The organism is Bradyrhizobium sp. ORS 278, from assembly GCF_000026145.1.
Classification (GTDB): domain Bacteria; phylum Pseudomonadota; class Alphaproteobacteria; order Rhizobiales; family Xanthobacteraceae; genus Bradyrhizobium.
In genome coordinates, this window is sequence record NC_009445.1 from 3,117,124 (window position 1) to 3,139,563 (window position 22,440).

A 22,440-nucleotide genomic window follows, 5' to 3' on the forward strand; every position below is an offset into this window, starting at 1 on the left:
GAAGTTCGTCTCAATTCCAGGCCCGCTCATTGACATACGTCAGGCGGCGTTAGGCCGCCGCCAGACGGGTCTCGATGATCCTTGCGAACATGCTCGCGCCGATCGGCAGGATCTTGTCGTCGAGCACGTAGCCGGGGTTGTGCACCGGCACCGAGCCATCATGGCCGACCCAGAAATAGGCGCCCGGGATGGTCTGCAGCATGTCGGCGAAATCCTCGCTGCCCATCTTCGGCGTCGAGCGCGTGATGACCTTGGACGGCTCGACGACGGTGCGCGCGACCTCCTCGACGACCTTGGACTGCTCCTCCTGGTTGACCAGGACGCTGAACGTGTCGCGGATGTCGACGTCGATCTCGCAGTTGAAGGCGGCTGCCACGCCGGCGCAGATCGCGCGCATGCGCTCGCGCACCAGCGCGCGGACATTGTCGGAGAACGCGCGCACGGTGCCGCAGAGCCAGGCGTCGCCCGGAATGACGTTGTAGGCGGAGCCGGCATGGATCTGCGTGATCGAGACCACGGCGGCCTGCAGCGGCTCGACGTTGCGGCTGACGATGGTCTGGATCGCCTGCGCGACGCTGGTCGCGATCACAACTGCGTCCTTGGAGCGCTCGGGCATCGCGCCATGGGCGCCATAGCCGGAGATTCTGATATCGAAGAAGTCGGCGCCGGCCATTGCCGGGCCGGGCAGGATCGCGATCTCGCCGTGTTCGAGATCCGGCGCGTTGTGCAGGCCGTAGAGTTCGTCGCAGGGGAATTTCTGGAACAGCCCGTCCTTGATCATCGCGCGCGCGCCGCCGAGGCCTTCCTCGGCCGGCTGGAAGATGAAATGCACGGTGCCGTCGAAATTGCGCGTCTCGGCGAGATAGCGCGCGGTGCCAAGCAGCATCGTGGTGTGGCCGTCATGGCCGCAGCCGTGGAAGCGGCCGGGAATGGTCGAGCGCCAGGGCAGATTGGTGTTCTCCTCCATCGGCAGCGCGTCCATGTCGGCGCGCAGGCCGATTGTCTTGCCGCTGTCGCCCTTGCCCTTGAGCACGCCGATCACGCCGGTGCCGCCGAGGCCGCGATGCACCTCGATGCCCCATTGAGCGAGCTTTTCGGCGACGATGCCGGAGGTGCGCGTCTCCTCGAAGCCGATCTCGGGATGCGCGTGCAGGTCGCGGCGGATGGCGGTGAGCTCGTCGGCGTAGCCTTGGATACGGTCGATCGTGGGCATGGGTTGCGTGTCCGTTGAGTGAAAAGGGAGCAGTCAGGAGGCGGTGCAAAGAGACTGGTCTGCGACCGAGCTTGCGGCCCATCCTTCGAGACGCCCGCCAAGGGGCGGGCTCCTCAGGATGAGGATGTGGGTGTGGCGAGACGTGTTCATAAGGCGAAACTTCAGCCCCTTATGGTGAGGAGCGCCGTCTTCGGCGCGTCTCGAACCATGAGGCCGCTGCTGGAACAACAAAGTCCTCATCCTTTGACTCCGAAGGCCGGGCCGTTCGGCTTGAGGCGTATGCCCGGGCGCAAACGAGTCCAGGGCAGGGTGGAGGGATCGGCGGGCATTGCGCCGGGGGCGGCGCAGATCAGGAGCTGTTCGGCGATCGGCTCGAAATCGGCGCGGAAATGCACCGAGCTCTTGTTGACCAGGATCGCCTGCTCTGTCGGCTCGATGCCGACGAAGCGGTACATCTCCTGGTCCGCGAGCTGTGACTTGTGCGAGGCGACGACCACCCGGACGTCGCCGATGCGCAGGGCCGCGGACGGTCCCATCTCCATCCTGCGGCCGCCGTAGAACGGGCCGGGCGCGATGAAGCGGCCGTCGGAGATCTTTTCGACGATGAAGCTTTCCTCGAACGGCGCATCGCCGGGAATGCCGCTCTTGCCGCCGAGCGAGAGCGTGACGGTCGCGCCTTCGCCGGCCGCGTGAGCTGCAAGCGCCGATTGCGGATCGTAGATCATGCCGATCGCCGCGCGGCTCGCACGGTTGCGCACCAGCGCGCGCAGCATGCCGGTGGTATCGGAATCGCCGCCGGCGCCTGGATTGTCCTGCGTGTCGGCGATCACGATCGGCCGCGTCGCGGTCTTCGCCAGCGTCATCGCATGCCGCACGCCCTCATCCGGCGTGTAGATGCGGCCGTCGAAATCATTCTCGTGTCCCGCGACGATCGCCGCGACCGCGTCGGCCGCGGCGTCGGCGTCGGCCTGGGTGCGGCCATAAGCGAACACGCTCGGCCCGCAGTGGGCGAAGTCGGCGGCCGGGAAGCCGGGCGCGAAGGACAGCGTCGGCACGGCCTCGCTCTGCATGGCGGCGAGCTTCTCATAGATGCCCTTGGTGGGCTGGTCGTTGGTGCACTGCCAGCTGATCGGGATCAGGAACGGCAGCTGCCGGAACGCTTTTGCCAGCGGCTTCTTGGTGCGCAGCAGCAGCGCGAGGTGTTCCGCGCAGGCGCGGCCGGTGTCGGCCATGTCGGTGTGCGGATATTTGCGATAGGCGATCAGCGCATCCGCATGCGCCATCATCTCCGGCGTGACGTTGGCGTGCAGGTCGAGACTCGCGACCATCGGCACGTCGGGGCCGATCGCCTGACGGACGCGCGCGAGGATCTCGCCTTCGCCATCGTCGAGATGCTCGGTCACCATCGCGCCATGCAGGTCGAGATAGACGCCGTCGAGCGGCAGCGCCGCCTTGATGCGGTCGACCAACACGGTCGTGATGCGCTCGAAGGCGTCCCTGGTCACATGTGCAGAGGGGCTCGCTGCGCAGGCGATGCTGGGCACGATGTCCCAGCCATGGGCTTCCGCCACCGCGATGAAGCCGGCCTGACCGGCATTGATGCCGCGCATGGTCGTCAGCACGGAGGCCGCATCGGCGATCGACGCGCGGCCGCCGCCATGCATGAAGTCGTCGTAGTCGGCTTTCGTCGGTGCGAACGTATTGGTCTCGTGCAGGAAGCCACCGATCGCGACGCGCGTCATCACTCCGCCTCAGGCCGTTGATTTGCCGCACGACGTTAGACTGCGGCTCGCGGCCGGCGCAAGCGATGGAGCGATGCCGTTTTGCATGCGGCGGCAGCGCCCACGCGTAGCCCGGATCAGCGCAGCGACATCCGGGTTCGTCGCTGCAGCTCGTGAGACCCCGCATGTCGCTTTCGCCGCCGCGCGATCGCGCGCCGGCTGTCGCTCATGCGGGCTACGGCCTTAGGCCACCGCCTCCGAGACCGGGCGGAAGTTTGCAAAATCCCAGTTCCGGCCGGGGGCGGCTTCGAGCAGGGACTTGGTGTAGGCTTCCTTCGGATGAGTCAGGATCTCGCCGGCCGGACCCTGCTCGACGATGCGGCCCTTCTGCATCACCACGACCTCGTCGCAGATCTGCGCGGCGACGCGCAGGTCGTGGGTGATGAACAGGATGGCGATGCCGAGCCGGCGCTGGATCTCGTCGAGCAGCTCCAGCACCTGCGCCTGCACGGAGACGTCAAGCGCGGACACCGCCTCGTCGGCCACCAGCACGTCGGGATCGAGCGCGAGCGCGCGGGCGATTGCGATGCGCTGGCGCTGGCCGCCGGAGAACTGGTGCGGATAGCGCGAGATCGCGTCCGCGGGCAGGCCGACCAGCTCGAGCAGCTCGCGCGCCCGCGCCATCGCCTTGTCGTGCGGCGTGCCGTAATTGACCGGTCCCTCGGCGATGCTCTCGCCGACCGTCAGACGCGGATTGAGCGAGCGGTAGGGATCCTGGAACACGATCTGGATGCGCTTGCGGTGCGGCTGCAAGAGTCGCCGCGTCAGGATCGAGATCTCGTGGCCGGCGAGGCGGACGCCGCCGGAGGTCGGATCGATCAGGCGGACGATGCAGCGCGCCACGGTGGATTTGCCCGAACCGCTTTCGCCGACGATGCCGAGCGTGCGGCCCTTGCGCAAGGTGAGCGAGACGTTCTGCGCGGCCACGACCTCGCGTGCTTTGCCGAGGAACGAGCGCTCGCGATAGACCTTGCCGAGGTCGTTGGTCTCCAGCACCACCGGCTCGGCACTGTCGGGACGCGGCGGGCGTGGGATCAGGCTCGGCACCGAGGAAAGCAAATTGCGCGTGTAGTCCATCTCGGGCGCGCGCAGGATCTTGTCGAGCGCACCGGTCTCGACCAGGCGGCCCTGGCGCATCACCGCGACGCGGTCGGCGATCTCGGCGACGACGCCCATATCGTGGGTGATGAACAGCACCGCGGTGCCGTGGTCGTGCTGCAGCTCGCGGATCAGCGACAGGATCTGCTTCTGCGTGGTCACGTCGAGCGCGGTGGTCGGCTCGTCGGCGATCAGGAGCTTCGGCTCCAGCACCAGCGCCATCGCGATCATGATGCGCTGGCGCTGGCCGCCGGACAGGCGGTGCGGGTAGGAGCCGAAGATGCGCTCGACGTCGGGCAGGTGGACCTGCTCCATCATGTCGAGGATGCGCTTGCGGCGCGCGCGCCCGTCGAGCGACGTATGCGCGCGCAAGACTTCGTCGATCTGGCGGCCGACCGGCACGACCGGATTGAGCGCGGTCATCGGCTCCTGGAAGATCATCGCCATCTTGGTGGCGCGCAGCTCGCGCAGCCGGCGATCCGTCGCGGTGAGCAGTTCCTCGCCAACCAGCTTGACACTGCCGCTGACCGGGTGCAGCGCGTTCTTCGGCAGCAGCCCCATCGTGGTCAGCGAGGTCACCGATTTGCCGGAGCCGCTCTCGCCGACGACGCACAGCGTCTCGCCTTTCTCGACCTTGATCGAGACGCCGTCGATGATGCGCGGGCCGTTGGGGTTCCTGGTCTTGCCGACGGTGACGACGAGATTGTCGATGTCGAGGATGGTGTCGGTCATGTGCTCATTTCTCCACCGTCATTGCGAGGAGCGAAGCGACGAAGCAATCCAGGGGCTCCGGGCGCGGCCCCTGGATCGCGTCGCTTCGCTCGCGATGACGAAAAATCAGTTTCACTTGCCGGCCTCGCGCTGCTTCATGCGCGGGTCGAGCGCATCGCGGGCGGCGTCGCCGATCAGGTTGATCGAGAGGATGGCGATCGACAGCAGCAGGCCCGGCCAGAAGATCAGTGACGGCTTGATCTGGAAGTAGGAGCGGCCCTCGGCCATGATGTTGCCCCAGGTCGGCGTCTCCGGGCTAATGCCGGCGCCGAGGAACGACAGGATCGCCTCGGTGAGAATCGCGGCGGCGCAGATGTAGGTGCCTTGCACGATCAGCGGCGCGATCGTGTTCGGCATCAGGTGCCGCCACATGATCTTGGGCATCGATGTGCCCAATGAAATCGCGGCCTCGACATAGGGCTCCTCGCGCGCGGTGAGCACGACCGAGCGGACGAGACGCGCAACGCGCGGGATCTCGACGATGGTGATCGCGATCATGACGGTGCCGACGCTGGCGCCGGACAGCGACACCACGGCGATGGCGAGCAGGATGCTCGGGATCGCCATCAGGCCGTCCATCACGCGCATCATGATGGCGTCGACCCAGCGGAAGAAGCCGGAGACGAGGCCGATCACCAGCCCGATCGCGATCGAGATGACGGCGGCGCCAACGCCCACCAGGAGCGAGATGCGGCCGCCATAGATGGTGCGCGACAACAGGTCGCGGCCATAAGCGTCGGTGCCGAGCAGGTACTGCGCGCTCGCCGGCTTAAGCCGCTGCGCCGGCGCCAGCAGCACCGGATCATGCGGCGCCAGCAGCGGCGCCAGGATCGACACGATCACGATCAGCGTCAGGCACACGGTGGCCACCGCGATGATCGGGGTCGAGGTGAGAAAGCCGAAGCGGGGCCCCAGTCGCGTGGTGACCGGGATCGACGGCTCTGGAGTGGTAACGATCGCCATCGGATGCGGCCTCAGTAGCGGATGCGTGGATCGAGTATGGTGTAGGCGAGGTCGATCAGGAGATTGACCGCGAGGTAGATGAACGAGGTCAACAGGATCATGCCCTGGATGACCGGATAGTCGCGCGCCAGCACCGCATCGACCGTGAGGCGGCCGATGCCCGGCAGGTTGAACACGCTCTCGGTGACGACGACACCAGAGATCAGCAGCGCGAAGCCCGAGCCGATCACGGTGATGACCGGCACGGCGGCATTGCGCAGCGCGTGACGCAGCAGCACCGCTATCTCGCTGACGCCCTTGGCGCGCGCGGTGCGCACGAAATCCTCACCGAGCACGTCGAGCATGGCCGCGCGCGTCATGCGCGCGATCAACGCGACATAGATGAAGGACAGCGCGCAGGTCGGCAGGATGATGCGCTCGAAGAACGGGCCGAAGCCGACGCTGAGACTCTTGAAGCCCTGCACCGGGACCCAGCGCAGATTGATCGCGAACACCTGGATCAGGATGTAGCCGATCACGAACACCGGCACCGAGAAGCCGAGCACCGAGAGCGCCATCACGAAGCGATCGATCCAGGTGCCGTGCTTCCACGCCGCGATGACGCCGAGCGGGACGGCGACGAGGATCGACAGGATGATGGTCGAGATCGCCACCGAGATCGACGGCTCGATGCGCTGGCCGATCATCTGCAGCACCGGCACCTTGGAGATCAGCGACACGCCGAGATCGCCATGCAGCAGCTGATTGATCCAGGTGACGAACTGGATGTAGAGCGGCTCGTTCAATCCGAGTGTGGTGCGGATGCGCTCCAACTGCTCGGGTGTCGCGTTGTCGCCGGCGAGGATCGCGGCGGGATCGCCGGGCGTCAATCGCAACAGCAGAAAAACGAACAGCGCGACCACGCCCATCACCGGGATGGATGCGAGGATGCGGCGAAGCAGATAACCGATCATCTCGAGAGAACCGTTGTCATGGTGCGGGGCCGACGCGCGTGACGTCGAGAGTGAGTCTGCATGTCACCGATGGTCATGGCTTGCAAGGTTCATGGCTTTCAAGATCTCCGGTGTTCGCGGCCCTGCGCGTGCACGCGGATGGAGATTGGTGATCGGCGTGATCGCAATTGCGAACAATGTCGCGGCACTTTGCGGCGAACTTTCGCACCAAACTTTGCAAGCCGCATGCCATCATGCGCGCGGGGCAAGGTGAATGTCGACAAGCGCGCTGCGGTCCCGGAAAATGAAACCGTGCTGCTGCGCAGCAGCAGGTGGGTAGCCCGGGAGAGCGAAGCGACCCCGGGGTCTCGCAAGCGGCGGCGATGACCCCGCATGTCGCTGCGCTCATGCGGGCTACGGGATCCCGCCCGGCCTTACTGTCTCACAAGAACGAGACCGCGGTAACGCCGTGCCCACCATATTCCTGTGAGCTGCGCTGCACGATGGTGGCACGCTGCCGCCTGCGGCGGCTGCTTTGCCCACCCTAGAGCTAAGTTGCTAAAGCCTCAGGCCAGCGTCGCGAGCAGACCCGCCATCAGGCGGCCGCGCTCGGCGAGGCTGTCGACCTCGATGTACTCGTTGAGGGTGTGCATGTCGGCGCCGCGCACGCCGAGGCCGTCGAGCGTCGGGATGCCGAGCGCGCCGGTAAAGTTGCCGTCCGAGCCGCCACCTGCCGAGCCGTGGGGCAGGGACATGCCGAGCTGCTCGGCAAGACTGCGTGCCTTCTCGTACAGCGCCATTGTTCCGGAATCCGGCTCCCAGACCGGCCGCGTCACGCCGCGCGTGACCTTGAAGGCGACGTCGTCGGTGGTGCCGGAGAGCGCCAGCATGCGCTCGACGCCGCGATCGAGATCGGCCTGCCGCTTGGCCATGCTGAGCGCCTCGCCGGTGCAGGTGGTCGCGACGCAATTGACCCATTGGCCGCCATGTACGATGCCGACCGAGAACGTGCAATCCTCCGTCGTCATCGCGTCGATGGCGAGAATCTGCCGCGCCATTTCCCGGATCGCGGAACGGCCAGCGGCCAGCCTCGCGCCGGCGTGGCTCGGACGCCCGGTCGCTTCGAGATTGAAGCGCGCGATTGCATAGCGGCCGGTGACGACGCCGTTGTCGGGACGGCCGGGCTCGGGCACCAGCACGTATTTGTTGCGCTTCGCCTCGGCCTCGATGATGTCGCGCGTCGACGGCGTGCCGACCTCCTCGTCGGGCGTGAACAAGACAGTGATCGGCAGCGGCGTCGCGACGGACGCCTTGATCAGTTGCCGGATCGCCTCCAGCGAAAGATAGTTGCCGCCCTTCATATCGCAGATACCGGGGCCGTAGCATTTGCCGCCGTCGCGGCGCCACGACAGCTGGGCGAGTGTTCCGACGGGATGAACCGTGTCCATGTGGCCGGCGATCAGAATGCCCGGCTCGCCTTGTCGCGGATGCGGGAAGCGGGCGCGCACGCAGCCGGCGAATCCCTGCCGTCCTGCGATGCGCTCGATCGTCGCACCCATGATCGCCATGTCGCGCGCGGCGAGGTCCAGCATGCGTTCCACGGCGGCGGCGTCCCAGGTCGGACTTTCGCACTCCACCCACCCGCGCAAGCCCTGCAGCATGGCCTCGGTATCGAACGGAAGATCGGCTGGATTCATCTGTGCTCTCTTGAAAGTCTTGTCGTGATCGGCGCTACGAGACGACAGTTGCGTGCGCCTTGTAAAGCGAAAGCTATGCGGGCGTTAACGCCATGTTGCGGCGAGAGGGGCATGCAGTGAATGCGGATTGACGCCCAAGGCACGCTCTGCAAGTGTCGAAAGCGCTCGATTGACAGCGTGTTAGTTCGCCCAAGGATTGATCTGCACGCCCAACGAATGACCTGAGTCTGATCAGTTTCAGGTCAAATCATTCGCCTCTAGGAGACTCTCGTCATGTTCCATATTTCGCGCCGGAAAGGTCTGGCGCTCGCCACCGCCGTTGCCATGCTCTCGCTCTCGACGGCGGTGAGCACACGGGCCCTGGCGGCCGGCAAGACGACGATCACTGCCGTGATGCATTCGGACCTGCGCGTGATCGATCCTGGATTCACCACGGCCTACATCACCCGTGACCACGGCTACATGGTCTACGACACGCTGCTGGCGACCGATTCGAATTTCAAGGTCCAGCCGCAGATGGCGGACTGGAAGGTCTCGGACGACAAGCTGACCTACACCTTCACCCTGCGTGATGGTCTGAAGTGGCACGACGGTGCTCCCGTGACGGCGGAGGACTGCGTCGCTTCGCTGAAGCGCTGGGGCCGCAATGACGGCATGGGCCAGAAGCTGATGGACTTTACGGCGAGCCTCGAAGCGCCGGATGCCAAGACCATCGTGCTGAAGTTGAAGGAGCCCTACGGCCTCGTGCTGGAGTCGATCGCCAAGCCATCGTCGCTGGTGCCGTTCATGATGCCGAAGCGTCTCGCCGAGACGCCGCAGGGCCAGCAGATTCCGGAGCAGATCGGCTCGGGTCCGTTCAAGTTCGTCAAGGCTGAATTCCAGCCGGGCGTGAAGGCGGTGTACGAAAAGAACGCCGACTACGTGCCGCGCAAGGAGCCCGCGAGCTGGACGTCGGGCGGCAAGGTCGTGAAGGTCGATCGCGTCGAATGGATCACGATGCCGGACGCGCAGACCGCGGTGAACGCGTTGCAGTCGGGCGACATCGACTTCATGGAAAACCTTCCCTACGACATGCTGCCGGTGCTGGAGGCGAGCCCGGATCTGAAGATCGACGTGCTCAACAAGTTCGGCTATCAGACCCTCGGCCGCATGAACTTCCTGCATCCGCCGTTCGACAATGTGAAAGTTCGCCGCGCCGCGTTCCTGGCGTTGAACCAGAAGGACGTGCTCGACGCGCTGGTCGGCAATGCCAAGTATCAGAAGGTCTGCGGCGCGGTGTTCGTGTGCGGCACGCCGCTCGAGACCGATGTTGGCGCCGAGACGCTGATCAAGGGCAACGGCATGGCGGAAGCCAAGAAGGTGCTCGCCGAGTCCGGCTATGACGGCACGCCCATCGCAATCATGGCGCCCGGCGACGTCACCACGCTGAAGGCACAGCCGGTGGTTGCGGCGCAGCTGCTGCGCGAAGCCGGTTTCAAGGTCGATCTTCAGGCAACGGACTGGCAGACCGTGGTGACGCGGCGCGCCAGCCAGAAGCCGATCAAGGAAGGCGGCTGGAACATGTTCTTCACCAACTGGGTCGGTGCGGACGTGGCCAATCCGGTCGCGAACGTCTCGGTCGGCGGCCGCGGCACCAAGGGCGGCTGGTTCGGCTGGGCCGAGGATGCCGAGGTCGAGAAGCTGCGCGACGCCTATGCGCGCTCATCCTCGCCTGACGAGCAGAAGAAGATCGCGACCGAGATCCAGAAGCTGAACTACGAGAAGGTGCTCTACATCCCGCTCGGCCAGTATTTGCTGCCGAGCGGCTGGCGCAAGTCGCTGACCGGCGTGCTCGACGGCCCGGCGACGCCGGTGTTCTGGAATATCGACAAGAGCGAGTAGCTCGCGGGCGATTGCGAGCGATACGAGCGGCGGAGGCAACTCCGCCGCTTTTTCATGCGGTGCACCGTAGGGTGGGCAAAGCGGCCGCCGCTAGGCGGCGGCGTGCCCACCGCCGGGCAGAACATTCAGTGATGAGATGCTGGCGGTGACGAGATGGTGGGCACGGCGCCTCTCCCGTTCTGCTCCTACAAATAGCACCGCCGCGCCTTTGCCCACCCTACGGGAGCGCGGCTGGTAATAGGATGCACGGCAGCGACGAACGGCGACAGCAAAGCCGATTGACGCGCGCGCCAACTGTTGCAAGTCTTTGGACTGCGGAATGAGCGCTGGGCCGACACCCTCAAGAGCGAAAGAGCGACGTCCAGCGGTCGCCCCGTGTCTCGGTCAGTCCCGAGGCCGTCGTTCACCCCGTCACGTCAAGAGAGATCGCATGTCACCTCAATTGCGCCGGGCTCGCTCCGCGCTCGCGTCATGGCTCGTTGCGTCCGCTGTCCTGTTGTCGCCAGGTCTCGCGCCAGACGTATTTGCTGCCGGCAAGAAGACGATCACCGCAGTGATGCACTCCGACCTGCGTGTCATCGACCCCGGTTTCACCACCGCCTACATCACCCGTGATCACGGCTACATGGTTTATGACACGCTGGTCGCCACCGATTCGAGCTTCAAGGTCCAGCCGCAGATGGCGGACTGGAAGGTGTCGGACGACAAGCTGACCTACACGTTCACGCTGCGCGACGGCCTGAAGTGGCACGATGGCACGCCCGTCACCGCCGAGGATTGCGTTGCCTCGCTGAAGCGCTGGGGCCGGAACGACGGCATGGGCCAGAAGCTGATGGACTTCACGGCGAGCCTGGAGTCGCCGGACGCCAAGACCATCGTGCTCAAGCTGAAGGAACCTTACGGCCTGGTTCTCGAGTCCATCGGCAAGCCGTCGTCCTACGTGCCGTTCATGATGCCGAAGCGCCTCGCCGAGACGCCGCAAGGCCAGCAGATTCCCGAGCAGATCGGCTCCGGCCCGTTCAAATTCGTCAAGGCGGAATTCCAGCCGGGCGTGAAAGCGGTCTACGAGAAGAACACCGACTACGTGCCGCGCAAGGAGCCGGCGAGCTGGACGGCGGGCGGCAAGGTGGTGAAGGTAGATCGCGTCGAGTGGATCACGATGCCCGACGCGCAGACCGCGGTGAACGCGGTGCAGTCCGGCGACATCGACTTCATGGAGGCGCCGCCCTATGAGCTGCTGCCGGTCTTGGAGGCGAACTCCGAGCTCACGCTCGACGTGCTGAACAAGTTCGGCTTTCAGACGCTCGGCCGGATGAACTTCCTGAACCCGCCCTTCGACAACGTGAAGGTTCGCCGCGCGGCGTTCCTGGCGCTGAACCAGAAGGACGTGCTCGACGCGCTGGTCGGCAATGCCAAGTATCAGAAGATCTGCGGCGCGGTGTTCGTGTGCGGCACGCCGCTGGAGACCGATGTCGGCGCCGAGACGCTGATCAAGGGCAACGGCATGGCGGAAGCCAAGAAGCTGCTCGCCGAGTCCGGCTATGACGGCACGCCGATCGCAATCATGGCGCCCGGCGATGTGGTCACGCTCAAGGCGCAGCCGATCGTCGCGGCGCAGCTGCTGCGCGAGGCCGGCTTCAAGGTCGACCTGCAGGCGACGGACTGGCAGACCGTGGTGACACGGCGCGCCAGCCAGAAGCCCGTGAAGGAGGGCGGCTGGAACATGTTCTTCACCAACTGGGTCGGCGCCGACGTGGCCAATCCCGTGGCGAACGTGTCGGTCGGCGGCCGCGGCACCAAGGGCGGCTGGTTCGGCTGGGCCGAGGATGCCGACATCGAGAAGCTGCGCGACGCCTTTGCGCGCGCCTCATCGCCCGAGGAGCAGAAAAAGATCGCGACCGAGATCCAGAAGCTGAACTACGAGCGGGTGATCTACATTCCGCTCGGTCAGTATCTGGGGCCGAGCGTGTGGCGCAAGTCGCTGAGCGGCGTCCTCGACGGCCCGGCCACGCCGGTGTTCTGGAACATCGAGAAGAAGGACTAATCATCGCTGCCGCAGGGTGGGCAAAGCGGTCGCGACGCGGCGGCGTGCCCATCGTCAGGCAGCGTGCTCCTCGGTACGGTTGGCACGGCGCCATCTCCGCATCGTATGAGGAGAGAGTGGTGCCGCGCCTTTGCCGACCCTACGATATCATTCAGCAATAGGGATCGCGGACGGCTTCCGGGCCGTCGACGATCAGGGGCGGAATGAGCTGATCCGGTGGCGGCGTCTTGCCGCCGCGGATCGGGGCAGGCGGGCGTCGGTCGTCATGGGGCTTCCCGGCGTCGCGCGTCATGATCATGCTCCTCATTTGCCGTTGAGAACGGCCGAGCTCATACGGAGTTCCAGATCGCGAGACGGGACTGCCTGAGGCCGTGCGGCCCGGCGCGCCAACCTATGCAGCCGCGGCGATTGACCTTGGCGGGAACTGCTGCAAGTCTTCCGCGCGCGATCCTGTTTGCTCGGCGTCTGTCCAACGCCTCGCGACGGATCGTGAGGTTTTGATCTGGTCAGGCCGTCGAATGGACGCTCACGTCAAGAGAGATCGCATGTCATATCCTTCGCGCCGGGCCTCCTCTGCGCTGACTTCAATTCTGGTTGCCGCAGTCATGGCTGTCGCCGCGGGCACGATGTCCGGCGCGTTCGCGGCCGGCAAGAAGACCGTCACGGCGGTGATGCATTCCGATCTGCGTGTGATCGATCCCGTGTTCACGCCCGCCTACATCACCCGGGACCACGGCTACATGGTCTATGACACCTTGCTCGGCACCGACGCCAAGTTCCAAGTGCAGCCGCAGATGGCCGAGTGGAAGGTCTCCGACGACAAGCTGACCTACACCTTCACTCTGCGCGACGGCTTGGAATGGCATGACGGCACACCGGTGACGGCAGAGGACTGCGTCGCCTCGCTGAAGCGCTGGAGCCGCAACGACAGCATGGGCCAGAAGCTGATGGACGCCACGGCCTCGCTCGAGGCCGCCGATGCCAAGACCATCACGCTCAAGCTCAAGGAGCCCTATGGTCTCGTGCTCGAATCGATCGGCAAGCCGTCGTCCTACGTGCCGTTCATGATGCCCAAGCGGCTCGCCGAGACGCCCGCCAACCAGCAGATCTCCGAGCAGATCGGGTCGGGTCCGTTCAAGTTCGTGAAGAGCGAATTTCAGCCCGGCGTGAAGGCGGTCTATGAAAAGAACACCGATTACGTGCCGCGCAAGGAGCCGCCGAGCTGGACCGCCGGCGGCAAGGTCGTGAAGGTCGATCGCGTCGAGTGGATCGCGATGCCCGACGCACAGACCGCGGTCAACGCGCTGCAATCCGGCGACATCGACTTCATGGAATTTCCGCCGCTCGATCTCGAGCCGGTGCTGTCAGCCAATCCCGATCTCACCATGAATGTGCTGAACAAGTTCGGCTACCAGACGCTGGGCCGGATGAACTTCCTGTTTCCGCCGTTCGACAATGTTAAGGTCCGCCGCGCGGCGTTCCTGGCGCTGAACCAGAAGGACGTGCTCGACGCGCTGGTCGGCAACTCCAAATACTACACGATCTGCGGCGCCGTGTTCGGCTGCGGCACGCCGCTCGAGACCGATATCGGCTCGGAAACACTGGTCAAGGGCAACGGCATGGAGCAGGCCAGGAAGCTGCTCACCGAGGCTGGCTATGACGGCACGCCGGTGGTGATCCTGGCGCCGGGCGACGCGATCACGCTGAAGGCGCAGCCGGTCATCGCGGCGCAGCTCTTGCGCGCGGCCGGCTTCAAGGTCGATCTGCAGACCACCGACTGGCAGACCGTGGTGACGCGCCGCGCCAGCCAGAAGCCGCCGAAGGAAGGCGGCTGGAACATGTTCTTCACCAATTCGGTGATCGCCGACTCCGGCAATCCGATCGGCAGCACCTTCGTCAGCGCGCGCGGCCAGAAGAGCCCGTTCGGCTGGCCCGACGACCCGAAGATGGAGGAGTTGCGCGACGCCTTCGCCAAGGCCGGCACCCCTGCGGATCAAAAGCGCATCGCCGCCGACATCCAGAAGGAGGTCTACGAGCAGGTGATCTACGTGCCGCTCGGGCAATGGTTCATGCCGAGCGCCTGGCGCAAATCGATCAGCGGCGTGCTGGAGGGGCAGGCCGTGCCGGTGTTCTGGAACGTCGACAAGAGCGAGTAGGGGCGCCTACGCGCCACGCCGGAATGACGCGGGGATAGAGGATCGCCTTGTGTCTTGCTGATGAGCGAGCGTAGCCCGCATGAGCGCAGCGAGATGCGGGTTCCCACGCGCGGTCATGAGAACCCGGATGTCGCTGCGCTCATCCGGGCTACGCAATCGCGGGCCTATGTCTTGATGTCGTCGAGCGCCGCCAGCACCTCGCTGGAGGCGATCTCGACCTTGCCGATCTCGTTGAGCGCCTCGTCGATGCGGCCGGAGCTGAACAGGCGGGCGGCCTCCTTACCGTGGCGGTGCACGGCTTCGTGGGGCCGTTCGAGCCGGCGGAACGCGGCGTCGCCGGCAAATCGCCGGCCATCTTCGCCGTAGTACCATTTGCCGAGCCGGCAGTTGTGATGGTCTGACAGTTCGTCGGCGCGCAACTGCAGCCGTCCCACGGACATGTCGATCAAGCGCTTCTTCCAGATCACGTGGTCGGCCTTGGCAAGCCGCACCACCTGATTGTCCAGCGCGAGCTTGGAGATGTCGCCGAGCATCTTGCCGACCTTGCTGTCCGTCCGGCCCATCGTGTCGGCGAGCGACATCACCTCATTGGCATTGGCGGTCGCAAGGTCCGCAATCAGGGTGATGCCCTGCGCCACCTCGTCGGTCGCGGCTGTCTGCTCGGCAAGGATGCCTGAGATCTCATCCATCTTGGCGCTCACGGTGGCGGTGCGCGCGCCGGCCTGATCGATGGTCTGCGCCAGATTGGTCATTTCGGTCATGCCGACCTCGACGGCTTTGGCGCCGCCGGCCATGGCCTCGACGATGCCGCTCATCTCGGCCTGGAGCCGCTCGATCCGGCCCTTGATGTCCTCGGTCGCCTTGGTCGTCTGCTGCGACAGATTCTTCACTTCCGCGGCGACGACGGCGAAGCCCTTGCCGAATTCGCCGGCGCGCGCGGCCTCGATGGTTGCGTTCAGCGCCAGCAGATTGGTCTGGTTTGCGATCGCGTCGATGGTGCCGACGATCGAGCCGATCTCCGCCGAAGCTGCGCTGAGATCAGCGATCTTGGATGAGGTATCGCGCACCGAACTCGCGATGCCGTTCATGGTCTGCAGCGTGCCGCGGACGGCGGTCACGCTCTCCTCGACGGCCCTGCGCGTGGCGGCCGCCTCGTCGGCCGCCGCGGTCGATGTCGCGCTGATGGTCTGGACCGACGCCTGCATCTGCACCGACGCCGAGGCCAGGCTCTGGCAGCGCTCCGACTGGTTGTTCGAGGCCCCGATCAGGCGCGCCGCGCTGATCGAGGCTTCGTTGCTGTTGATGCAGAGATCGACAATGGAGTCGAGGTCCTGCGAGGCGCGCGAGGCCAGCGCGTTGCTCAGGCGGTGCATGGCCTCGACCAGCTGCGGCTTCAGCTTCGCGCGCAACGCGGCCGCGTCGATATCGGCCAGGTCGCGGTTGAGCCTGCCTTCCGCCCAGTCGTCGAGACATTGCGCGAGGGCGTCCTGGAATGCCTCCAGGGCCGCGTTGTCGAACGTGGGCGAGACCTCCTGATGATCGGTCTTGCGGCTGCGGAATCCCAGCATCGTGTCTCTCAATCCCGGCAAATGCGCATGCGTGGCGCGCGCGGGCGGCCTCGCGCCCGGTGTCACCGCTGTTCATGACGGCGGTTGCGGACCAACTTGCTCGGGGTTTGGTTAACGGCTGGTTTCCGGGGTGCAACCGGCGGTGGCGCGAATCCTCCCTGACGGTCACTTGACCATACGTAAGTAACGACTTACGGTAAGTTATGGCTTACGAAACCGCGTTGACGGTGTTGGCGGACCAGACCAGGCGGCAGGTGTTCGAGCGCTTGCGCAGCGGGCCGGCTGCGGTCAACGCCATTGCCGCCGGGCTGCCGGTGTCGCGGCCCGCGGTGTCGCAGCATCTCAAGGTGCTGAAGGACGCCGGCCTGGTCGAGGAGCGCAGCGAGGGCGTCCGGCGCATCTATTCGCTGCGGCGAGAAGGACTGGCCGAACTGCGCGACTGGCTCGACAGCTTCTGGGACGATGCGCTGCTGGCGTTCAAGATCGAGGCCGAGCGATCGCATCGGCACAGGAATCGGACAAGGGACGGGCATGAGTGAGGGTGTCGTGATTGCGGCGGTGCGGAAACAGGTCCGCGTGCGAGCGCCGATCGATCATGCCTTTGCCGTGTTCACCAGCGGTTTGACCCGCTGGTGGCCGCACACGCACGGCGTCGGCGGCAAGCCGATCGACAAGGTGCTGATCGAGCCGAAGCTCGGCGGGCGCTGGGTGGAAATATCCGACGACGGGACTGAGACGGTGGTCGCGACCATCACGCTATGGGAGCCGCCGCAGCGTTTCGTGATGCTCTGGCAGATCAACGCGCAATGGAAGCCGGATGCAGCGATGCGCTCGGAGGTCGATGTCCGCTTCTTCGCGGAAGAGGCCGAGACGACCCGCATCGAGCTCGTGCACCACAAGTTCGAGACCATGGGCGAGGCGGCCGGCGCGTCGATGCGCCGGGATGTCGATGGCGGCTGGCCCGGTCTGCTGCAGCGCTTTGCCGCCGAGGCCGAGCGTCCGTCATCGTCGTCCTAACGGTTCATCGTGAGCGGGAGAAACGTGATGTCCGAGTTCGTCGTCCATTCCGTGCCGGGGAGCCCGTTCGGGCGCAGCGTCCTGGCGACCCTGGAAGAGAAGGGGGCGCCCTATCGCCTGGCGGCCATGGCTCCCGGGGAGTCGAAATCCGCCGCCCATTTTCAGCGGCATCCATTCGGCCGCGTGCCGGCGCTCGCGCATGACGGCTTCATGCTGTACGAGACCCAGGCGATCCTGCGTTATCTCGACCGCGTGCGGCCCGAGCCGGCCCTGACGCCCAACGACGCGAGACAGGCCGCGCGCATGGATCAGGTGATGAACATCAGCGACTGGTACCTGTTCCAGGGTGTCTGCAACGTCATCATCTTCCAGCGCATCATCGGCCCACAATTCTTCGGCACCGCCTGCGACGAAGCCGCCATCGCGCGCGCGATGCCGCAGGCGAGGGCGGTCACCGCCGAGCTGTCGCGCCTGCTCGGCGATCAGCCCTTCATGGTCGGCGACCGGCTCTCACTCGCCGACCTGCAGGCCGGCCCGCAAGCGAGCTTCCTGTCGCTGACGCCGGAATGGACCGAGCTGACGGCGGCGCATCCCAATCTCGTCGCGTGGGTCGAGCGGCTGGAAGCGCAGCCGAGCTTCCAGGCGACGACGATGGCGCAGCTGATGGCGCGCGCGCAGGCGGCGTAGCTTGTTCAGTAGCTTGTTCAGATGGGTGGCAGGTGGGCCGCGTCACGACGCGGCCGCCAGGGCACCGTGAGTAACGTATTTCACGTTATATATAACACAATGTCGCATGACCTCTTTAGGTTGATCGTCGGAACATTTCCGCTTTCGACGGGAGGGTACGATGCGAAGGCTCTTTGGACTTGCGCTGATCGTCATGGCCTTGACAAATGGCCTGATGACGGCCGCCGAGGCGCAGACGGGCTCAGTGGCGATCGGTGTCGGCTCATGGCGGCCGGCCTACGCGTTACGCCAATTGTTCGACTGCTTCTACGATCAGGCGAAAGGCGGAGGCAGCTCCGCCGGGGTGAGCAAGCCCGGCCCTTGGGCCAAAGCCGCCAATTGCCCCATGTTCAACGGCAGCGGTGCGGGCGGCGAGATCCTCTATGTGAGCCATCTCTCCGCGGACACCAAGCAGATGCTGCGGGTCAACTCGATCGGATCTCCTTCAGACCCCGCCAACACCAAGTATTGCCTCCTGCCTTGCGCTTACGCCTATGGGAGCAGCGCCGTTCCCTACACCGATGCAACGCGGAGCATTACCAGCTACGCGAACTATGACGGTTTCCACTTCATTGCGGGGGAGGCGCCGGTCAGCGCCGCTGAGATGACGGCCTGGGCCGCGGCCGGCAACCTGTCGAAGTATGGCAGGCTGATCCAGATCCCGATGGGTGCCGCGGGCGTTGCGCTGATGTTCGGCGGCAAGGATGGCAACAACAACCCACTCAACATGCTGCAGCCGGTGCCGTCCGGGGGCAGCAGTGGCCTCAACCTCTCGCGAAATGCACTGTGCGGAATCTACTCCGGCCATATCACCAAATGGGACAATCCGATCCTGACCGCGCTCAATGGCGGCGTGCTCGGCGGCGGGCAGATCACAATCTATGCGAGCACGGGCGGCATGAATTATCTGCTGACCAGCGCGCTGGCGTCGCAGTGTCAATTCGAGATCGGACCCAACAACGAGACCGACCCGACGCTCGTGTCCTATGCCTTTCCATGGACCGATCGTGACGCCCCGTGTCCGAACCCGCCCGCGCGCGGGGCTCTCAGCACCAATTGGCCGACCCCGCTCACTCCGCAGGATCAATGCGGAAAGACAAACGCCTTGCCCGCGGGCATGGCCATCTATCAGGCTTCTCTGCCGGGCAGCGAGATCGCGGCGCTCACCTATCCGCCCTATGCACCAGGCGCGACTCTCTATGGCACTCCCGGATCGATCGCTGCCGTGCCGCTGCGATATATCAACACCACGATCGTCTCTTCGACCTTGAAGGCCATCAACATCGAATCGGAATGGGACCTCGCGACGGGCAGCGGCCAGTTCCAGCCGCCGACCTGGCAGGGCGCGGAGATCGCGATGGCGCAGGCGGTGCCGCAACTCGACGACGCGACCCGCCTCAATCCGCTCGCCTGGAGCCTTGCTGGGCAGGTCCCCAATCCAGTGCTGCCAGGCGCCTATCCGATCTCCGGCTTCACCTGGATCGAGATGTACCAGTGCTACGCCAATCACGCCAACGGCACCAATCCCTTCCTCTGGCTGCGCAGCTGGCTGGATTATCTCTACGGCAGCGACCAGGCCGAGGCCATCCTCCGCGAGAACGGGTTCGTCGGCATGTCCCCGGCCTGGAAGGAGGAGATCTACAAGCTGCTGAACGATCCGGCCAACGGCCCAGCCCAGCACGGCAATAGCGGCTGCACCAGCGTTGCTGGAGCCTACTGATACTACGCGTCATCGCCACGAGTCCGCGTGGTCATGAAACGTCCGATTTTGTCGGCGGCGGCCCTCAGCGTGCCGCCGCGGTCGAAAACGCACATCGCGCATGATTGTTTGGAGGGGAAAATGCGTCATCATATGAAATTTGCTCTGGTTATCCTTTTGCTCGCCGCAAATCTGGCGCCGGCGCAGGCCGAGACGGTCGCCTTTGGTGGTGGCTCGTGGCGGCCGGCCTATGCGCTGCGGCAGCTGTTTGACTGCTTCTATAATCAGGCGCAGGGCGGCGGTAATCAGAACCGCAATGGATTTCCCAGCAAGCCTGGACCTTGGGCAAAGGCCAGCAACTGTCCGGCCTTCAACAGCAGCGGAGCCGGTGGCGAGATTCTTTACGTGAGCCATGTTGAGTCGAACTACAAACAGATGCTCAGAACCAACAGCTTCAATATCGATGACCCGACATTGTCTTACTATAGTTGCGATCTGCAGTGTGCGGTCGCGTTTGGGAACAGCGCCGTCACTTTCAGCGATGTTCGCCTCGGAATCGGCGCCAGCGGCTATTCCGGATTTGACGGCTTCCAGTTCATCGCGACCGAGGCGCCCGTCGATCCGGCAGAACTGACGGCCTGGACGGTCGCCGGCAATGGGTCCGCGTACGGGAGTCTGGTGCAACTGCCGATTGGCGCGGCGCCGATCGCACTGTTGTTTGGCGGCACCGACGGCAACAACAGACCTCTCAACATTCTGCAGCCTGTGCCGCCTGGCGGCAGCAGCGGGCTCAACCTGTCGCGTAATGCGCTCTGCGGGATCTTTTCCGGGCATATCACGCGATGGGACAATCCGATCCTGACTGCAATCAATGGCGGCGTTCTCGGTGGTGGTCCCATTGCTGTCGTGGTGGCGGATGGCGGCATGAACTACCTGTTGACGAGCGCCTTGGCCGCGCAATGCCAGTTCGAGATCGGACCCAACAACGAGAACGACGCAACGCTTGTATCCTACGCATTCCCCTGGACCGACCGCAGCGCAGCCTGCCCGAATCCGCCGGCACGCGGCAGCCTCAAAACCAACTGGCCGAACATCAACCGATACGCGGCAAGCGGCCCCGACCAGTGCGGACGGGCGATTGCGGTGCCGGCGAACGCAAAGTTCGTCAGGACCCGCCAAACCGGATCGGAAGTCACCTACCTCGCCTATCCGGAGTGGTCGCCTGGAGACAATTATCAGGGCATTCCCGGATCTATCGCGGCGGTGCCGATGCGATACATCACGACTTCAGTGGTTGGCGTCACGTTGCGAGCCATCAACATCGAATCGGAATGGGTTCTTGCGACTGGCAGCGGCCGGTTTCAGCCTCCGACCTGGCAGGGCGCGCAGATCGCGATGGCGCAGGCGGTGCCGCAATTCGATGACACTACCCGTCTCAACCCGCTGGCCTGGAGCCTGGCTGGACAGGTGCCGGATCCGGTTCTGCCAGGCGCCTATCCGATCTCCGGCTTCACCTGGATCGAGATGTACCAGTGCTATGCCAGCCATGCGAACGGCAACAATCCGTTCCTCTGGTTGCGCAGCTGGATCGATTATCTCTACGGCAGCGATCAGGCCGAGGCCATCCTCCGCGAGAACGGGTTCGTCGGCATGTCCCCGGCCTGGAAGGAGGAGATCTACAAGCTGCTGAACGATCCGGCCAACGGCCCCGCCCAGCACGGCAACGGCGGTTGCACCAGCGTCGCGGGGGCCTACTGATAACAGAACAGTGCCGGGGCGCCTGATACCCTGCTATCGATATTGCGCGTGCGATATGTCGCAGCAAGCCCTTCTAGCTTGACTAGCAGAGGTCAGTCGCCCGCCGTTGATCCGATGCTACCAGCCGAGCGGCTTGCCGTCGCGGAAGAAGCCGCCGGTCGGGCCGTCATCGTCGAGCAGCGCGGCCCACATCACGCTGGCGGCCCCGTCGGCCACGGGGCGCGCGCCCATTGCGGCGCCGCCATCGAAGGTCGCGGTGAAGCCGGGGCAGACGGCGTTGACGCGCAGGCCGGGGTTTTCTCTGGCGAGTTTCACCGTCAGGGCATTCAGCGCAGCCTTGGCAACTCCGTAGGAGGCCGGCATCGGCGCCGCGGTGGCGAGACCGAATTCCGGGTCGCTGTGCGAGCCGGCGCCGCTGGACACATTGACCAGCCGGCCATGCGCGCTGTTGCGCAACAGCGGCAGAAACGTCTGCGCGACCGCCCAGGCGCCGAACAGCGTGCTCTCGAAATTGGCGCGGACCTCGCCGAGATCGGCGTTCGAGGCGGTCTCGTCGTAACGGCCGAGCGTCGCCGCGTTGTTGACCAGCACGTCGAGCCGGCCGAACCGCTCATCGAGCAGCGCGGCAAGCTTCGCGGTGGCGTCGGGATCGGTGATGTCCATGCCGTGCCCCTCCGCCCTCACGGCCATGGCGCTGAGTTCATCCGCTCTTGCCCGTGCGTCCGCCGCCTTGCGAGCGGTCAGGATGATGTGAAAGCCGCGCTGGCCGAGCTGCCGTGCCACCTCGAAGCCGATACCGGTGGCGCGTCCGGCGCCGGTGATGAGGGCGAGGGAAACAGATGCGTCCATGGATCGTCTCGCTGGTCTCAATGCATGGGATGACGTTGATCCGGAAACGCTGTGCCGACTTGGGCGGATCGGCCTGTCGGCAAGTATTGGCTCGCTCCGGACGGCAGCGCGAGCCCTGGTGCGGACGGTGGGACTCGAACCCACATGACGTTGCCGTCGAGGGATTTTAAGTCCCTTGCGTCTACCGATTCCGCCACGTCCGCGTTAGGGATCAGAGACCTAGCGCAAGATCTCATGATCTGGAATGAGGCTGCGCGCGGCTCCTTCAGCTGATGCTTTGCTTAAGC

General features: G+C 65.2%; 17 protein-coding genes and 1 tRNA gene. 8 read left to right on the top strand and 10 right to left on the bottom strand.

Going from position 1 to position 22,440, the window contains the following annotated elements:
- Positions 1 to 49 precede the first annotated feature (49 nt).
- From BRADO_RS13675 to BRADO_RS13700, 6 genes are all read right to left on the bottom strand, one after another.
- Positions 50 to 1,213, bottom strand: coding sequence for a M20 aminoacylase family protein (locus BRADO_RS13675; RefSeq protein WP_011925922.1), 1,164 nt, complete (start codon positions 1,211 to 1,213; stop codon positions 50 to 52).
- Between the two features lie 236 nt (positions 1,214 to 1,449).
- On the bottom strand, positions 1,450 to 2,955 hold the full coding sequence (locus BRADO_RS13680; protein WP_011925923.1) for a M81 family metallopeptidase: 1,506 nt from the start codon (positions 2,953 to 2,955) through the stop codon (positions 1,450 to 1,452).
- Positions 2,956 to 3,177: 222 nt separating this feature from the next.
- Positions 3,178 to 4,824: an ABC transporter ATP-binding protein gene (locus tag BRADO_RS13685; protein ID WP_011925924.1), complete on the bottom strand. Its 1,647-nt coding sequence runs from the start codon at positions 4,822 to 4,824 to the stop codon at positions 3,178 to 3,180.
- A gap of 111 nt (positions 4,825 to 4,935) precedes the next feature.
- Entirely contained in the window at positions 4,936 to 5,826 is an 891-nt protein-coding gene (locus tag BRADO_RS13690) for an ABC transporter permease (protein WP_011925925.1), read from the bottom strand.
- A gap of 11 nt (positions 5,827 to 5,837) precedes the next feature.
- The gene (locus BRADO_RS13695) at positions 5,838 to 6,779 is read right to left on the bottom strand and encodes an ABC transporter permease (protein WP_011925926.1); all 942 of its coding nucleotides are present in this window, start codon (positions 6,777 to 6,779) and stop codon (positions 5,838 to 5,840) included.
- A gap of 545 nt (positions 6,780 to 7,324) precedes the next feature.
- On the bottom strand, positions 7,325 to 8,455 hold the full coding sequence (locus tag BRADO_RS13700) for a M20/M25/M40 family metallo-hydrolase (RefSeq protein WP_011925927.1): 1,131 nt from the start codon (positions 8,453 to 8,455) through the stop codon (positions 7,325 to 7,327).
- A gap of 273 nt (positions 8,456 to 8,728) precedes the next feature.
- On the opposite strand from BRADO_RS13700, the gene BRADO_RS13705 reads away from it, so the two are divergent.
- Together BRADO_RS13705 and BRADO_RS13710 are read left to right on the top strand one after the other, a co-directional pair.
- Positions 8,729 to 10,336, top strand: coding sequence for an ABC transporter substrate-binding protein (locus BRADO_RS13705; protein ID WP_011925928.1), 1,608 nt, complete (start codon positions 8,729 to 8,731; stop codon positions 10,334 to 10,336).
- Between the two features lie 430 nt (positions 10,337 to 10,766).
- Entirely contained in the window at positions 10,767 to 12,380 is a 1,614-nt protein-coding gene (locus BRADO_RS13710) for an ABC transporter substrate-binding protein (RefSeq protein WP_011925929.1), read from the top strand.
- A gap of 151 nt (positions 12,381 to 12,531) precedes the next feature.
- Here BRADO_RS13710 and BRADO_RS34980 read toward each other — a convergent pair whose 3' ends face one another.
- Complete coding sequence (locus BRADO_RS34980) at positions 12,532 to 12,672, bottom strand: hypothetical protein (RefSeq protein WP_157872560.1); 141 nt, start codon at positions 12,670 to 12,672, stop codon at positions 12,532 to 12,534.
- 253 nt (positions 12,673 to 12,925) lie between these two features.
- Between BRADO_RS34980 and BRADO_RS13715 the strand changes: the two genes are divergently transcribed.
- Entirely contained in the window at positions 12,926 to 14,536 is a 1,611-nt protein-coding gene (locus tag BRADO_RS13715) for an ABC transporter substrate-binding protein (RefSeq protein ID WP_041756463.1), read from the top strand.
- 164 nt (positions 14,537 to 14,700) lie between these two features.
- Here the strand turns inward: BRADO_RS13715 and BRADO_RS13720 are convergent, their stop codons facing one another.
- A complete protein-coding gene (locus BRADO_RS13720) occupies positions 14,701 to 16,104 on the bottom strand; it encodes a methyl-accepting chemotaxis protein (protein WP_041756464.1) in 1,404 nt (467 codons plus the stop codon).
- Between the two features lie 203 nt (positions 16,105 to 16,307).
- Between BRADO_RS13720 and BRADO_RS13725 the strand changes: the two genes are divergently transcribed.
- From BRADO_RS13725 to BRADO_RS13745, 5 genes are all read left to right on the top strand, one after another.
- A complete protein-coding gene (locus BRADO_RS13725; protein WP_011925932.1) occupies positions 16,308 to 16,643 on the top strand; it encodes a helix-turn-helix transcriptional regulator in 336 nt (111 codons plus the stop codon).
- Positions 16,636 to 17,121, top strand: a complete 486-nt coding sequence (locus tag BRADO_RS13730) for an SRPBCC family protein (protein WP_041756466.1) — start codon at positions 16,636 to 16,638, stop codon at positions 17,119 to 17,121. The genes BRADO_RS13725 and BRADO_RS13730 overlap by 8 nt, the downstream gene beginning before the upstream one ends.
- A gap of 27 nt (positions 17,122 to 17,148) precedes the next feature.
- The gene (locus BRADO_RS13735) at positions 17,149 to 17,808 is read left to right on the top strand and encodes a glutathione S-transferase family protein (protein WP_244423033.1); all 660 of its coding nucleotides are present in this window, start codon (positions 17,149 to 17,151) and stop codon (positions 17,806 to 17,808) included.
- Positions 17,809 to 17,968: 160 nt separating this feature from the next.
- The gene (locus BRADO_RS13740; RefSeq protein WP_011925935.1) at positions 17,969 to 19,567 is read left to right on the top strand and encodes a substrate-binding domain-containing protein; all 1,599 of its coding nucleotides are present in this window, start codon (positions 17,969 to 17,971) and stop codon (positions 19,565 to 19,567) included.
- A 33-nt stretch (positions 19,568 to 19,600) separates the two neighbouring features.
- The gene (locus BRADO_RS13745; RefSeq protein ID WP_244423034.1) at positions 19,601 to 21,304 is read left to right on the top strand and encodes a substrate-binding domain-containing protein; all 1,704 of its coding nucleotides are present in this window, start codon (positions 19,601 to 19,603) and stop codon (positions 21,302 to 21,304) included.
- A gap of 117 nt (positions 21,305 to 21,421) precedes the next feature.
- Here the strand turns inward: BRADO_RS13745 and BRADO_RS13750 are convergent, their stop codons facing one another.
- Together BRADO_RS13750 and BRADO_RS13755 are read right to left on the bottom strand one after the other, a co-directional pair.
- Positions 21,422 to 22,153, bottom strand: coding sequence for an SDR family NAD(P)-dependent oxidoreductase (locus BRADO_RS13750; RefSeq protein ID WP_011925937.1), 732 nt, complete (start codon positions 22,151 to 22,153; stop codon positions 21,422 to 21,424).
- Between the two features lie 116 nt (positions 22,154 to 22,269).
- Positions 22,270 to 22,356, bottom strand: a tRNA-Leu gene (locus BRADO_RS13755).
- Positions 22,357 to 22,440: the final 84 nt, after the last annotated feature.